Raw genomic sequence first — 12603 nt, forward strand, 5'->3', positions numbered from 1 at the left:
GTTTACTCGGCGGCCTTTGCCACGCCCCGGCCATCGTCAAATATCGCTTCGATATGTCTCTCGAACAATCGGGCGATGGCGAAGGCCAGCGGCAGGGAAGGGTCATACTTGCCGGTCTCGATGGCGTTGACCGACTGGCGGGATACGTCCAGCAGGTCAGCCAATTGCTGCTGGCTCCAGCCGCGTTCAGCCCTCAGGGCACGGATATTGTTTTCCATGGCGCGTCCCCTCAGACGGTCTTGCCAAGAGACTGGCGGAGATGGGCCAGGCCATAAAAGAAGAAAAAGCCTGGTCCGAACAGGAAGAGCGGAATGTCGGGGATCACGTTGAACCGCTCAAGGAAGCCCAGAATGAAGATGGTCCCCGTCAACATCACGCCGCCTTCCGACAGGGCCTGCAATTGCCGCATCCGTGTGTATTCGTCTGTCTCCCGCACCAGCCGTAGGATGGCCATCAGAATGGCGATCAGCGGCAGGGCGATCGCTATGGCCGCGCCCATGCGCACGCCGGTTGAGGCCGTGTCTATGTCAATGAAGGTGAACGCCACGGCGATGGCAACACAATAGAACGCCATCATCGGCACGAAGATCCTCATGTAGCGCTTATTGGCGGTACGAAAGCCTTTGGGTTGGGTCACGGGAAAGCTCCATGTCAAGTTTCCTTGTCTATATGACAAGGAAACTTGTCTTGTAAAGGACCCTTTACAGACATTTTTGAGCTCCGCGCATACCAAATCCCGGCGCAGCTAAGGCCGGCCGGGACATGCAGAATGTTGAAGGGACGAGGAGACCTATTCCGCCGCCATGGCGCTGGCGGGTGCGGCCCGCGCGCCGCGAACAAGGCGGCCGGGCAGCTTGCCGGTCGGGTCGCCGTCGCGATGGGTGATCTCGCCCTTTAGAATGGTCGCGGTATAGCCCGAGGCGCGCTGCATCAGGCGGCGCCCGCCGGCCGGCAGATCGCGCACCACGTTGGGCAGGTGCAGCTTCATATTGGCCAGGTCGATCACGTTGAGGTCTGCGCGGTATCCCGGCGCGATCAGGCCCCGGTCCCAGAGGCCGATCCATTCGGCGGTCTTCCGCGCCTGGCGATGTACGATGCTCTCGACACTGAGTTTCTGCCCCTTCTTCCGGTCGCGCACCCAATGGGTCAGCATGGTGGAGGTGAAGGAGCCATCGCAGATCATGCCGACATGTGCCCCGCCATCGGAGAGGCCGGGCAGGGTGGCCGGGCTCTGCATCATCTCCAGGATCGGATCGAGGCTGCCCTGGGCATAATTGAGGAAGGGCAGGTAGAGCACGCCGCTGCCGTCCCGCTCCAGCATCAGGTCAAGGGCAACAGCTTCGGGCGATACCCCGCGCGCCTCTGCCATCGCCGCCAGCGTGCTTTCTGGCCCCGGCTCATAGTTTACCGGATCGGTGAGCTGGAAGATCTTGCCGAAATTGCGCACCATCGATTTCAGGAATGGATTATCCGTCTGCGGCGCATCGGCCAGCAGGCGCGCGCGGAACTCCGGATCGCGCAGGCGCGCCACACGCTCCGCCAGCGGAAGATCGGCAATCTCCCGATAGGTGGGGTGGGCGCTGAAGGGGTTCAGCGTCAGCTCCAGCCCCAGCAGCACGCCCACCGGGCGCGGGGCAACCTGCGCGCGGATCGGCACGCCTTCGGCCGCCGCCGTCTCAATCGCGCCGAGCAGCAGGCGCCAGCCATTTGGCGCCACATCCGATTGCGCCAGAGAGACGGAGAGTGGCCGCCCGGTCTTCTCGACGATCCGCCGCAGCATCGCCGCTTCCTTCTGCGGATCGTCAAAGTCCGAGACGAATTGCAGAACGCCCCGGCCCGCTTCGGCAAGGCCCATGCCGATGCCGGTGAGTTCGGCTTCCGAAGCGGTCAGCGTCGGGGTCGGCTGGCCATCGGAAGTGCGGTGGTTCAGCGTGCGCGACGTGGAAAAGCCCATCGCCCCGGCCATCACGGCTTCCTTGGCGAGCTTTGCCATGGCAGCAATATCGTCCGGGGTCGCATCTTCCCGGTTTGCGCCCCGGTCGCCCATCACGAACACGCGCAGCGCCGCATGAGGTAGCTGCGCGCACACGTCTGTGTCAAAGGGCCGTGTGGAAAGGAAATCGAGATAGTCCGGAAAGCTTTCCCAGGTCCAGGGAAGGCCCTGCGCCAGAACCGGGAAGGGGATGTCCTCCACGCCTTCCATCAGGCGGATCAGCCGGTCATGGTCCTCGCTCTTGCAGGGCGCAAAGCCCACGCCGCAATTGCCCATCACAACCGTTGTAACGCCGTGCAGGGAGGATGGGCTGATCGCCCGCCCCCAAGTCACCTGGCCATCATAATGGGTGTGCAGGTCCACAAAGCCGGGCGTGACGATCTGGCCTTTCGCGTCGATCTCTTCGATGCCCTTGCCGCTCACCTTGCCCACCTGCGTGATGACGCCGCCGGAAACGGCCACATCGCCTTCGAACGCCGCCCCGCCGCTGCCATCAATGATGGTGCCGCCGCGAATGATCAGATCGTGGGTTGCCATGGGCGTCGTCCTCCGGTGGTCTTTATCTTCGTTCAGGATGCCTCAAGGGCAGGGGGTGTCAAACCCTGACGCCGCGACCCCCTCTGTCAAAACAGGCGCTGGAAACAAAAAGTGCGGAGCAGCCTTGAAGCCACTCCGCACGATATGGGCCTCAGACCAGCGCCGTCAGGGCGCGCGGATCAGCCGGTCTTCCAGTCCATCCCGTTCCCGGCCGCCGAACACGGCTGCGCCAGCGGCCACAAAGGCACCGATCATCATCGCCAGCGCGGTGGCAATGGCCAGGGTGGCGCTCGCCGCGCGGGCGGCATCCACCTCGTCTTTCGCTGCCTCGCGGGCTTCAGCGATTTCGGTGAAGGCCAGCTGCACGCGGGCCTCGGCCTCACTGTCGCTCATGCCGGTCCATTCGATCACGTCAGCGGTAAGCCAGGCGCGGTCTTCCGCAGTTACGGCTTCCTCATCGGCAATCGCGCGGATCACCAGACGGCCAGCCTGGTCGCGGGCGCTGTCCAGCGTGATCGGATTGCCGCCTGCCACGCGGTAGAGCCGGTCGGTGATGACATTCGGCGGCGCGAGCGCGTCTTCCTCGGAGGCCACGGCGGCTGTGGTCACAGCGGCGGCTACCGCCGATCCGCCTGCAGCGGCAATGCCTGCGACGGCAAACATGAAAGCGCTGGCCACGGCCCAGGTGAGAAAGCCGTGCACGCTGTCCCGGAAGAAAACTTCATCCTGGTGGATCGCCCAGCGGCGGCGCATGCGGCCGGCGAGATAGCCCCCGGCAATCGACGCGAAGATCTGGGTGAAGATCAGCCAGAGGATGGTGACCACGCCGATCGTTGTCAGTGACAGGCCGTCATCGGCAAAGGGCGACATGGCCCCAAAGCCAAAGGCAGAGCCCAGGACGACAAGAACAATGGTCAGCCCAAGCGCCGCAAAGGCGCCGGCAAAGATGGCAGACCAGCAGATCGCTGGGCCTTCCCAGCGGGAAGGGGCTGCGCCCGCAGGCGCATGTATGGATGCATCGGTCATGATGAGCGCCTCTTTAGAAGATGAGAAGAATGAGAAGGATCAGCGGGATCGGAACCCCGAGAAACCAGAGTAAAATGCCCTTGCCCATATGGGTGTTTCCTCCTGTGAATGACCCACGCCCGCCACGTCTCGTCGAAAGGTAACGCCCCGCTCTCCGTTAGGTTCCGCGCTGCGGGTGGGCGGGCGTTTGCAGCGCAATCGGGCAGATTCCTCCGCCAAAGGAGGAAATGCAGGGCGCGGCGTGCGAAAGAACGCCTCGCGGGCCCCTGCGGCGCAGCTTCCCTCGCCCCGCAAACCATCCTAATCGGGGCGCGCATGTCTGCTTCGCTCCTCCCGGTTGTTCTCTGTCTTTTCTCTGCGCTGACGGTCGCGATCACCAATGTCATGGTGAAGCGCGGCGGCGATGTGCTGACCGCACGCGCCATCGTCGCCATCGTGATGGGGCTCAGCGTCCTGCCGCTCTTGCCCTTTGCGCCCCTGCCGCCGCCGGAAACCTGGCCGCTGATTGCCGTGTCGGTCGTGGTTCACTGGTTCTATCAGTTCTCGGCCATCCGGGCGCTGCACCGGGGCGCGCTCTCGCTCGTCTTTCCGGTGATGCGCGGGCTCGGGCCCCTGGCCACTGCGGTGCTCGCCGCCATCTGGCTGCGCGAAAGCCTCTCCCCCATCCAGATTGCGGGCCTGATCGTGGCTTCGCTGTCCATCCTTGTCTTTGCCCTGCCGACGGGCCTGACCGAAGCGGCCCGCCGTCTTGACCGGGCCGCGCTCTTCTGGGCGCTGATGACGGCCATCGGCGTTGGCCTTTATGCCGTGGCCGATACGCGCGCCGCCCGCGCCATGGAAACCCCGCTGACCTTCGTTGTCTGGCTGTTCCTGCTCGACTGGATCGGCGTCACGCTGGTCCTCCTCTGGCAGCGCAAGGGCAGGGTGATCGCCTGCCTGCGCAAGGAGGCGCGCGCCGGCGCCATCGGTGGCATAGCAGGCTCGCTCTCCTATGGCATGGCGATCTATGCCTACACGCTGACAGATGCGGCCATGGTGACGGCTCTGCGGGAAACATCCGTGGTCTTCGCCGCCGCGTTTGGGGCCTGGCTGCTCAAGGAAGGTTTCGGCAGACGCCGTATAGCTGCAGCAGCAACGCTCGCGGCAGGTCTTGTGCTGATGCAGGCGGCAGGCTGACGGAACCTTTCATTCATGAGAAGACGGTAGCGAGCTGAACCGGAAGCTGCTCCCGCGCGTAAGGAATGCCATGACCGAGATGACCCCGCCGCCTTCGCCCGCCAATGGCATCGGCACCGCCGCCGACAAGGCAAATCAGATCTGGGGCGACTTCATCCCCGTGATCGGCTTCATTCTCACATATAATGTGTTCCGCCGCGTGGAGCTGCTGGATGGGCTGATCAACAAGGACACCGCCATCTACTGGGCGACCGGTGTGCTGATCGTCCTGATGCTCGGTTTCCTCGGCAAGCAGATCATCGCGCGCAAGCCCGTCTCGCAGATGATGGTGTTCTCCTCTGCCATCGTTGGCGGCTTCGGCCTCATCGGCATCCTGCTTCAGGAGAAGGCTTTCATCTATGTGAAGCCGACCATCCAGCAGATCTTCATGGCCGGCATGATCTTCATTCCGCTGCTGTTTGGGAAAAACCTCTGGAAGTCGCTTTTCTCCAAAGTGTTCGATCTGCCCGATTTTGCCTGGCGCACGCTGGCCATCCGCTGGGGCCTCTTCTTCATCGCGATGGCGGTGTGGAACGAATATCTCTGGCGCATGTATGCGCCCGGATTTGAAAGCCCTCTGGTGCTGGCCGGTATTCCGGTGGCACCTGCGGGTTCCTACGAATTCCTTGGCCTGACATTCGGCGCGAAGAATGCCGAAGATGTCTGGGCCAACTGGAAGCTCGGCAACATGGTGATCGTCTTCCTCTTCGGCGCCCTCAACACGCCCTACACGCTCAAGCATCTGCGGACCGACGAAGTGCGCCCCGAGGCTGCCTGACGCTCCGCGGCGATCAACCCGCCTGAGACAGGCTGCCGCAGCCTACCGCGTCACCTTATCCGTACCCGGCGGGTTACCAAATGGCGGGAATATCTTCATATGCCGGGTCTGGGCAAAATGCGTCAAAGCCCATACAGCGGTGGGGAAGGCCATCTGTGACCAGGGGATCTCGGACCATCGGACGAGTTTCACCTCTTCGCTTTCCGGTCCTGGCGCGATGTCTGACAACAGTTTTGCGCGGAACATGATCTGAACCTGCGAAATGCGGGGCACGGAGTAGACGCCGAGAACGCCTTCCAGCTCGATTTCGGCCATCGCTTCCTCGCGCGCTTCCCGCCGCGCGGCCTCTTCCACGCTCTCACCTTCTTCCATGAATCCGGCCGGAAGGGTCCAGAACCCCTTGCGGGGTTCGATTGCACGCCTACAGATGAGGATAAGGTCGTCCTTGATAACGACCGACCCGGCTACAATCTTAGGATTCACGTAATCAATAAAATTACAGCGATTGCAGATTCTCCGCTCTCGATCGTCCCCATCTGGCACATCAAGGCGAAAATCTGTGTTCTGGAAAGGAGTTGGCAATTGATCAGTCATCCAATCTTTATCCTGTCGCCTATATGGAGAATGTGTTTGATCCGCCTACGGGCCTCTTGTTAACGCCCCGGAACACGGATCGGCCCCTTTCCCAGTCCCGTCCTCCCCGGACACCTAACAATACACTAACCAATCAAGGAACCCAGTCATGAGCTTCAATCTCAACGCTTCGCCCAGCCACCTCCTGCACCGCGCCCAGCAGATCGCCGCAAACCATTCGGCCGCTGCTCTGAAGTCTGCAGGCGTCACGCTGCGTCAGTTTTCTGTCCTCGCTGCCCTCTCGGGCAATGAAGGTGTCAGCCAGTCTGATCTTGTCAATGCCACCGGCATCGACCGCTCCACCCTCGCCGACATGGTTGCCCGTATGGAAACCGCCGGCCTCATCAAGCGCGCCGATTCCAAAACCGACGCCCGCGCCAAATCCGTCAGCCTGACGGCAAAAGGCAAGAAAGCCTATGACAAGGCTCTCCCGGCTGTCACCAAGGCTGACGACGCTCTCTTCTCCACCCTGGCAAAAGCCAAGCAGGACGCCCTGCTGCAAGGTCTGACCGGCCTCGTTGACGACGCCGAGAAGAAAGAAGCTGCTCCGGCCGCGCCGAAAGCTCCGAAGGCTGCCAAAGCCCCGAAAGCTGTCAAAGCTGCTGCGCCGAAAGCCAAGAAAGCGCCTGCCAAGAAAAAGGCTGCCAAAGCTGAAGTGAAAAAAGCTCCGGTCGCTGTGAAGAAGGCCCCGGTTGCCAAGAAAGCCGCTGCGAAGAAGAAGTAAGCCTTCTTCCTTCGTCAGAAGGTCATGAGCGGGGCGCCCCAAGCGCCCCGCTTACTTTTTGGGTCAGGGCATCGTCCAGCGGCCCGCCGATATGCAGGATGATCTCGCCTTCGGCAGAGATCACGAACGTCTCCGGAACACCCGTCAGGCCGAAATCCAGCCCGCCGCGCCCCTCCGGGTCCAGCGCCACCTGGGTGTAGGGGTTGCCCAGACGCTCCAGAAATTTCGCCCCGTCGGCCACCTTGTCCTTGTAAAGAACGCCGTAAACCTGGCCGGGATGCTTCTCGCCCAGCGCCACAAGGTATTTATGCTCGGCCTCACACGGCGCGCACCAGCTGGCGAAAAGGTTCACCACCACCGGCTGCCCGCCGGGGGGAGGGGCAAAGGAAATCTCGCCGCTTCCGTCCATCAGAGGAAAGACGTGTTCCGGCGCCGCCCGCGAAATCCGCTCGAACTCGCCCTTTGAGGGGCGCATCATCTGCCAGCCGCCAAACCCGGCCACGACCACCAGCGCCGCCACCGGCAAGGCGTAGAGCCAGCGGTTCATGCCCGCAGATCCTCGTCATTGGCGACCAGCGCGTCGAGGCGTTTTCTGGCCGCCCGCGCCGCCAGCCAGGCCTGAAGGCAGGCTGCGCCAATCATCAGCGCGCCGATCAGATAGCAGGCCCAGATATAAGCGGCGTTCTTGTCAAATTCCGGCATCTGTTCAGCCCTCCAATGCGCTGGCGGTAAGCCGCGCAATCCGCCGCTGACGGATCTCCGTCCGCATATGCGTCATCACCAGCCCGCCAAACAGCAGGGCGTGGCCAAGGCCGGATACCAGAAGCGGGGTGAGGTAAACCGCCGCCATCTTCGGCCCCTCTGCGGTAATCACGCTGGCGGGCTGATGCAGCGAGGTGAAGAGGTCTACGGAGAATTTGATCAACGGCACATTGATGGCGCCCACCATGGCCAGGATTGCCCCGGCGCGGGCGGCCTTCTGGCGCGAATCCATCGAGGCGCGCAGGGCCATATATCCCAGAAACAGGAACAGCAGGAAGAGGACGGACATCATCCGCGCATCGTCCCATTGCCACCAGGTTCCCCAGGTGGGCTTGCCCCAGACCGAGCCGGTGGCCAGGCATAGCGCCGTCCACACCGCGCCGAGCGGGGCAATCGCCTTGGCGGCTATGTCGGCCAGTTCATGGCGCCAGATGAACCAGACGAAGCTGGCCACTGCGAGGGCCGAATAGCTCGCCATCGACAGCCAGGCGGCGGGCACATGGATGAACATCACCCGCATGATGTCGCCGCCCTGATATTCGTCCTTCGGCACGATCCAGAGGCCCTGCCACAGGCCCCACAGGATGCAGAGCGCGCCCGCCCCATAGAAAAGGGGCGCCGCCACGGCGGAGAATTTCAGAAACTTGTGCGGGTTGGCGAAGGCAGACCACATGGGACTAACGCAATAGCCTCCCCTCAGTCCGCCGCCAAGCGCAGGGCGGCTGCCATGGCATAGGGCGCAATGGCGCAGGCAAAGAGGGTGGAGGCCGCCAGCAGCATCGGCGCCCCGTCCGATCCGATGCCCCCGGTCATGGCGATGGCGCCGAAAATCGCCGTCGGCACATAAAGGGGCAGGGCGATGATCGAGATCAGCAGCCCGCCCCGGCGCACCGTGGCTGAAAGCGCCGCGCCCACCCCGCCCCAGAAGAAAAAGGCAAGCCCGCCGAGGGTGTAGAAGCCCAGATGGACCAGCAGGTCCAGGCTCGCCTGGGCCTGAAACATCAACGCCAGCAGGGGAGAAGCCAACGCCAGCGGCAAGCCCGCCGCCAGCCAGTGGGCCAGCGTCTTGGCCGCCGCAATAGCCGCCATCGGCGCCCCGGTCTGCAGCCAGAGGTCCAGCGTGCCGTCCTCCACATCCGCCTGGAAGATGCGTTCCAGAGTAACAAGGCTGGATAATGCCAGAGAGACCCAGATAATGCCGGGGCCCACTGCCTTCAGGGTCTGCGTATCACTTCCGATACCCAGCGGCACCAGCACGGCTGCCCCGCCCAGAAAGCCGAGCGGCAGCAGCGCGCCCGCGCCCCCGGCCCAGGCTTCGGCGAACGCCTGCCGGAAAGCGGCAAGGATGGGGGCGGCGCTCAAAGCGTCACCTCGGCTGTCACCGGAAAGCCGGCAGTGTCATGCATGGACGCAATGAGGGCACCTTTTGTCCGTAAATGTCCGGAAATGACCGCGTCGAGCATCGCCCTGCCGGCGGCATCCAGCGCGGTGTAGGGCTCATCCAGCAGCCAGACCGGCCGGTCCTCCAGCAGCAGGCGGCCAAAGGCCGTGCGCCGCCGCTGCCCGGCGGAGAGATAGCGTCCCGGCACATCGGCGGCCCGTGTCAGCGCCATTTTCTCAAGGATTTCAGAGATGTTCGCGCTCGATCCCCAGGCCTGCGACCACAGCGCGAGGTGCTGGCGCGGTGTTTCCTGCGGCTTGATGCCTTCCTTATGGCCGATCCAGTGATGGGGCGCTGCCCGCGCAATATCCCCCGCTTCGGGCCGGGTCAGCCCCGCCAGCATCCGCAGCAGTGTTGTCTTGCCTGCCCCGTTGGCGCCGCGCAGCACGATGGCCTCGCCGGGGGATAAGGTCAGGCCAACGCCGCGGAACAGCACCCGCTCCCCCCGCAGGATAGCGAGGCCGCTGGCTTGAATCAGGGGCGCGGTCGGGCTTGTCACCGGCGCAGGCTTAGCCTGTTCGCCTCCGCCTGCAAACGGGGCCTTGCGCCGCTATTAACGCATTGACCCTTTGTCCCAATTGCGCCGGAAGGGCAGGGCCTATATGAGGGCCGCAGCGACGAAAGCGGGCCTCCAGCCGTGAGGCCCTTTACCAGGAGGCAAGGGTCGGACATGCCGTCAAAGGACAGCTTCAAATCGAAAAGCACGCTCACAGCAGCTGGCAAGACGTACACTTACTACTCGCTGGAAGCGGCGGCGAAGAATGCAGGCCTGGGCGATGTTTCGCGCCTGCCCGCCTCGCTGAAGGTTCTCTTGGAGAACATGCTGCGGTTTGAAGACGGCCTGACGGTTGTTGAAGACGACATCCGCGCCTTCGGCGAATGGGCCGACAAGGGCGGCCAGAACCCCCGCGAGATCGCCTATCGCCCGGCCCGCGTGCTGATGCAGGACTTCACCGGCGTTCCGGCTGTGGTCGACCTTGCCGCGATGCGCGACGGGATCATGGGCCTCGGCGGCAGCGCCAAGAAGATCAACCCGCTGGTTCCGGTCGATCTCGTGATCGACCACTCGGTGATGATCGACGAGTTCGGCACCCCGCGCGCCTTCCAGGCCAACGTCGATCTGGAATATGAGCGCAACATGGAGCGCTACACCTTCCTCAAATGGGGTCAGAAGGCGTTCAACAATTTCCGCGTCGTTCCCCCCGGCACCGGCATCTGCCACCAGGTGAACCTCGAATACCTCGCCCAGACAGTGTGGACCGATACCGACACCGACGGTTCCATCCTTGCCTATCCCGATACGCTGGTGGGCACCGACAGCCACACCACGATGGTCAACGGCCTCGCCGTTCTCGGCTGGGGCGTGGGCGGTATCGAAGCGGAAGCGGCCATGCTCGGCCAGCCGGTCTCGATGCTGATCCCGGAAGTCGTCGGCTTCAAGATCACCGGCGCGCTGAAAGAAGGCGTCACCGCGACCGACCTCGTGCTGAAAGTGGTGCAGATGCTCCGCAAGCACGGCGTTGTGAACAAGTTCGTCGAATTCTACGGCGCCGGCCTCGACAACATGCCGCTGGCCGACCGCGCCACCATCGCCAACATGGCCCCGGAATATGGCGCCACCTGCGGCTTCTTCCCGATCGATGACGAGACGATCCGCTACCTCCGCCAGACCGGCCGCGAGGAAGACCGCATCGCCCTCGTGGAAGCCTACGCCAAACAGAACGGCTTCTGGCGCGGCGCAGACTATGCACCGGTCTACACCTCGACGCTGCACCTCGATCTCGGCGATGTCGTTCCCGCCATCTCCGGCCCGAAGCGCCCGCAGGATCACGTCGCGCTCGACGCGGCTGCCAAGGTCTTCGGCGAATATATCGAAGGCATCCGCAAGCCTGCCGTCGCCCCGCAGCAGCAGAAGTCGGACATGACGGAAGAGGGCGGCGCGCCTGCCCCGAAAACCATCCCCGGTGACGCGCCCGGCGCCAATGAAGGCGCGGTCGAAGGGCAGGACTACATGCTGCGTGACGGCTCTGTGGTCATCGCGTCGATCACCTCCTGCACCAACACGTCGAACCCCTACGTTCTGATCGGCGCCGGTCTCGTGGCCCGCAAGGCCCGCGCGCTGGGCCTTACCCGCAAGCCCTGGGTGAAAACCTCGCTGGCGCCCGGATCGCAGGTCGTTTCCGAATACCTCAACGCCGCCGGCCTGCAGGAAGATCTCGACGCCATCGGGTTCAACCTGGTCGGCTATGGCTGCACCACCTGTATCGGTAACTCCGGTCCGCTGGCCCCGGAAATCTCCAAGTCGATCAACGAGAACGATCTCGTGGCCGTCTCGGTGCTGTCGGGTAACCGCAACTTCGAGGGCCGTATCAGCCCCGACGTGCGCGCCAACTATCTCGCCTCGCCGCCGCTGGTCGTTGCCTATGCCATCGCCGGCGATATGAACATCGACATCACCAAGGATCCGATCGGCACGTCGAAAGACGGCCAGCCGGTCTATCTCAAGGACATCTGGCCGACGACCAAAGAGATCGCCGACATGGTCCATGCTGTCGTCACCCGCGAGATGTTCATCTCCAAATATGCCGACGTGTTCAAAGGCGATACGAAGTGGCAGGGCGTCAAAACCACCGACGCTGAAACCTATGACTGGCCGGTCAGCTCTACCTACATTCAGAACCCGCCTTACTTCCGCGGCATGTCGCCAGAGAAAGGCGACATCAATCCGATCAAAGGCGCACGAGTCCTCGCGCTTCTGGGTGACATGATCACCACCGACCACATCTCTCCGGCCGGTTCGTTCAAGGCCAACAGCCCGGCAGGCAAATACCTCACCGAGCGTCAGGTTCCGGTGAAGGATTTCAACTCCTACGGCTCGCGCCGCGGCAACCATGAAATCATGATGCGCGGCACCTTCGCCAACATCCGTATCAAGAACGAGATGCTCGATGGCGTCGAGGGCGGCTACACCCTCGGCCCGGATGGCGAGCAGACTTCAATCTATGATGCGGCCATGGCCTGGATCGATCAGGGCGTTCCGCTCGTGGTCATCGGCGGCATTGAGTATGGCGCCGGCTCCAGCCGTGACTGGGCCGCCAAAGGCACCAACCTGCTGGGCGTCAAAGCCGTGATCGCCGAGAGCTTCGAGCGGATCCACCGCTCCAACCTCGTCGGCATGGGCGTGATCCCGTTCGAGTTCACCGGCGGCGACAACCGCAAGTCGCTCGGCCTCAAGGGCACCGAAGTCTTTGACATCGAAGGCCTCGGCAATGACATCCGCCCGCTCTCCATGGTGCCGTGCCAGATCACCTATGCCGACGGCACGGTGAAGACGATCCAGATCAAATGCCGGATCGATACCGAGATCGAGGTCGATTATGTCAAGCATGGCGGCGTCCTGCACTATGTGTTGCGCAACCTTGCCCGCGCCTCGTAAGACTTTGAAAACCCCGCCTCAGATCGCCTGCGGCGGGGTTTTTGCAGCCTCTCACGCG

Annotated in this window: 14 protein-coding genes; 4 read left to right on the forward strand and 10 right to left on the reverse strand. The window is 63.3% G+C overall.

Annotation, left to right across the window (positions count from 1 at the left end; all coding sequences use genetic code 11):
* Nucleotides 1–2: 2 nt before the first annotated feature.
* The 4 genes from ACQKI2_RS02695 to ACQKI2_RS02710 form a co-directional block, all read right to left on the reverse strand.
* Nucleotides 3–218: a helix-turn-helix transcriptional regulator gene (locus ACQKI2_RS02695; RefSeq protein WP_427378194.1), complete on the reverse strand. Its 216-nt coding sequence runs from the start codon at nucleotides 216–218 to the stop codon at nucleotides 3–5.
* 11 nt (nucleotides 219–229) lie between these two features.
* Nucleotides 230–637 carry a hypothetical protein gene (locus tag ACQKI2_RS02700; RefSeq protein WP_427378195.1) on the reverse strand — a complete coding sequence of 136 codons (408 nt, stop codon included), beginning with the start codon at nucleotides 635–637 and terminating at the stop codon, nucleotides 230–232.
* A 153-nt stretch (nucleotides 638–790) separates the two neighbouring features.
* Nucleotides 791–2530 carry an N-acyl-D-amino-acid deacylase family protein gene (locus tag ACQKI2_RS02705; RefSeq protein WP_427378196.1) on the reverse strand — a complete coding sequence of 580 codons (1740 nt, stop codon included), beginning with the start codon at nucleotides 2528–2530 and terminating at the stop codon, nucleotides 791–793.
* A 165-nt stretch (nucleotides 2531–2695) separates the two neighbouring features.
* Nucleotides 2696–3556 carry a hypothetical protein gene (locus ACQKI2_RS02710; protein WP_427378197.1) on the reverse strand — a complete coding sequence of 287 codons (861 nt, stop codon included), beginning with the start codon at nucleotides 3554–3556 and terminating at the stop codon, nucleotides 2696–2698.
* 315 nt (nucleotides 3557–3871) lie between these two features.
* On the opposite strand from ACQKI2_RS02710, the gene ACQKI2_RS02715 reads away from it, so the two are divergent.
* Together ACQKI2_RS02715 and ACQKI2_RS02720 are read left to right on the forward strand one after the other, a co-directional pair.
* Nucleotides 3872–4732, forward strand: coding sequence for an EamA family transporter (locus ACQKI2_RS02715; RefSeq protein ID WP_427378198.1), 861 nt, complete (start codon nucleotides 3872–3874; stop codon nucleotides 4730–4732).
* Between the two features lie 70 nt (nucleotides 4733–4802).
* Nucleotides 4803–5549: an inner membrane-spanning protein YciB gene (locus ACQKI2_RS02720; RefSeq protein ID WP_427378199.1), complete on the forward strand. Its 747-nt coding sequence runs from the start codon at nucleotides 4803–4805 to the stop codon at nucleotides 5547–5549.
* 42 nt (nucleotides 5550–5591) lie between these two features.
* Here ACQKI2_RS02720 and ACQKI2_RS02725 read toward each other — a convergent pair whose 3' ends face one another.
* Nucleotides 5592–6143 carry an NUDIX domain-containing protein gene (locus ACQKI2_RS02725; protein ID WP_427378200.1) on the reverse strand — a complete coding sequence of 184 codons (552 nt, stop codon included), beginning with the start codon at nucleotides 6141–6143 and terminating at the stop codon, nucleotides 5592–5594.
* A gap of 148 nt (nucleotides 6144–6291) precedes the next feature.
* Here ACQKI2_RS02725 and ACQKI2_RS02730 point away from each other — a divergent pair, with 148 nt between their 5' ends.
* Entirely contained in the window at nucleotides 6292–6906 is a 615-nt protein-coding gene (locus ACQKI2_RS02730; RefSeq protein WP_427378201.1) for a MarR family winged helix-turn-helix transcriptional regulator, read from the forward strand.
* A gap of 22 nt (nucleotides 6907–6928) precedes the next feature.
* Here the strand turns inward: ACQKI2_RS02730 and ACQKI2_RS02735 are convergent, their stop codons facing one another.
* The 5 genes from ACQKI2_RS02735 to ccmA are packed head-to-tail and all read right to left on the reverse strand — an operon-like array spanning nucleotide 6929 to nucleotide 9608.
* Entirely contained in the window at nucleotides 6929–7453 is a 525-nt protein-coding gene (locus ACQKI2_RS02735; protein WP_427378202.1) for a redoxin family protein, read from the reverse strand.
* Nucleotides 7450–7608: a heme exporter protein CcmD gene (locus ACQKI2_RS02740; protein ID WP_114106842.1), complete on the reverse strand. Its 159-nt coding sequence runs from the start codon at nucleotides 7606–7608 to the stop codon at nucleotides 7450–7452. Before ACQKI2_RS02740 ends, ACQKI2_RS02735 begins: the two co-directional genes overlap by 4 nt.
* 4 nt (nucleotides 7609–7612) lie before the next feature.
* A complete protein-coding gene (gene ccmC / locus ACQKI2_RS02745; RefSeq protein WP_427378203.1) occupies nucleotides 7613–8341 on the reverse strand; it encodes a heme ABC transporter permease CcmC in 729 nt (242 codons plus the stop codon).
* Nucleotides 8342–8364: 23 nt separating this feature from the next.
* Nucleotides 8365–9030 carry a heme exporter protein CcmB gene (ccmB, locus tag ACQKI2_RS02750; protein ID WP_427378204.1) on the reverse strand — a complete coding sequence of 222 codons (666 nt, stop codon included), beginning with the start codon at nucleotides 9028–9030 and terminating at the stop codon, nucleotides 8365–8367.
* Nucleotides 9027–9608 carry a heme ABC exporter ATP-binding protein CcmA gene (ccmA, locus tag ACQKI2_RS02755; RefSeq protein WP_427378205.1) on the reverse strand — a complete coding sequence of 194 codons (582 nt, stop codon included), beginning with the start codon at nucleotides 9606–9608 and terminating at the stop codon, nucleotides 9027–9029. Before ccmA ends, ccmB begins: the two co-directional genes overlap by 4 nt.
* 171 nt (nucleotides 9609–9779) lie before the next feature.
* On the opposite strand from ccmA, the gene acnA reads away from it, so the two are divergent.
* Nucleotides 9780–12545, forward strand: a complete 2766-nt coding sequence (gene acnA, locus ACQKI2_RS02760; RefSeq protein WP_427378206.1) for an aconitate hydratase AcnA — start codon at nucleotides 9780–9782, stop codon at nucleotides 12543–12545.
* Nucleotides 12546–12603 lie beyond the last annotated feature (58 nt).

Origin of the sequence: Hyphomonas sp. NPDC076881, from assembly GCF_050269995.1 — a bacterium.
Classification (GTDB): domain Bacteria; phylum Pseudomonadota; class Alphaproteobacteria; order Caulobacterales; family Hyphomonadaceae; genus Hyphomonas.

Excerpts from the sequence above, each read along its gene's own strand:
- ACQKI2_RS02695 (WP_427378194.1), bottom strand. The coding sequence starts at position 218 with ATGGAAAACAATATCCGTGCCCTGAGGGCTGAACGCGGCTGGAGCCAG.
- ACQKI2_RS02705 (WP_427378196.1), bottom strand. The coding sequence starts at position 2,530 with ATGGCAACCCACGATCTGATCATTCGCGGCGGCACCATCATTGATGGC.
- ACQKI2_RS02710 (WP_427378197.1), bottom strand. The coding sequence starts at position 3,556 with ATGACCGATGCATCCATACATGCGCCTGCGGGCGCAGCCCCTTCCCGC.
- ACQKI2_RS02715 (WP_427378198.1), top strand. The coding sequence starts at position 3,872 with ATGTCTGCTTCGCTCCTCCCGGTTGTTCTCTGTCTTTTCTCTGCGCTG.
- ACQKI2_RS02720 (WP_427378199.1), top strand. The coding sequence starts at position 4,803 with ATGACCGAGATGACCCCGCCGCCTTCGCCCGCCAATGGCATCGGCACC.
- ACQKI2_RS02725 (WP_427378200.1), bottom strand. The coding sequence starts at position 6,143 with ATGACTGATCAATTGCCAACTCCTTTCCAGAACACAGATTTTCGCCTT.
- ACQKI2_RS02730 (WP_427378201.1), top strand. The coding sequence starts at position 6,292 with ATGAGCTTCAATCTCAACGCTTCGCCCAGCCACCTCCTGCACCGCGCC.
- ACQKI2_RS02735 (WP_427378202.1), bottom strand. The coding sequence starts at position 7,453 with ATGAACCGCTGGCTCTACGCCTTGCCGGTGGCGGCGCTGGTGGTCGTG.
- ACQKI2_RS02740 (WP_114106842.1), bottom strand. The coding sequence starts at position 7,608 with ATGCCGGAATTTGACAAGAACGCCGCTTATATCTGGGCCTGCTATCTG.
- ccmC (WP_427378203.1), bottom strand. The coding sequence starts at position 8,341 with ATGTGGTCTGCCTTCGCCAACCCGCACAAGTTTCTGAAATTCTCCGCC.
- acnA (WP_427378206.1), top strand. The coding sequence starts at position 9,780 with ATGCCGTCAAAGGACAGCTTCAAATCGAAAAGCACGCTCACAGCAGCT.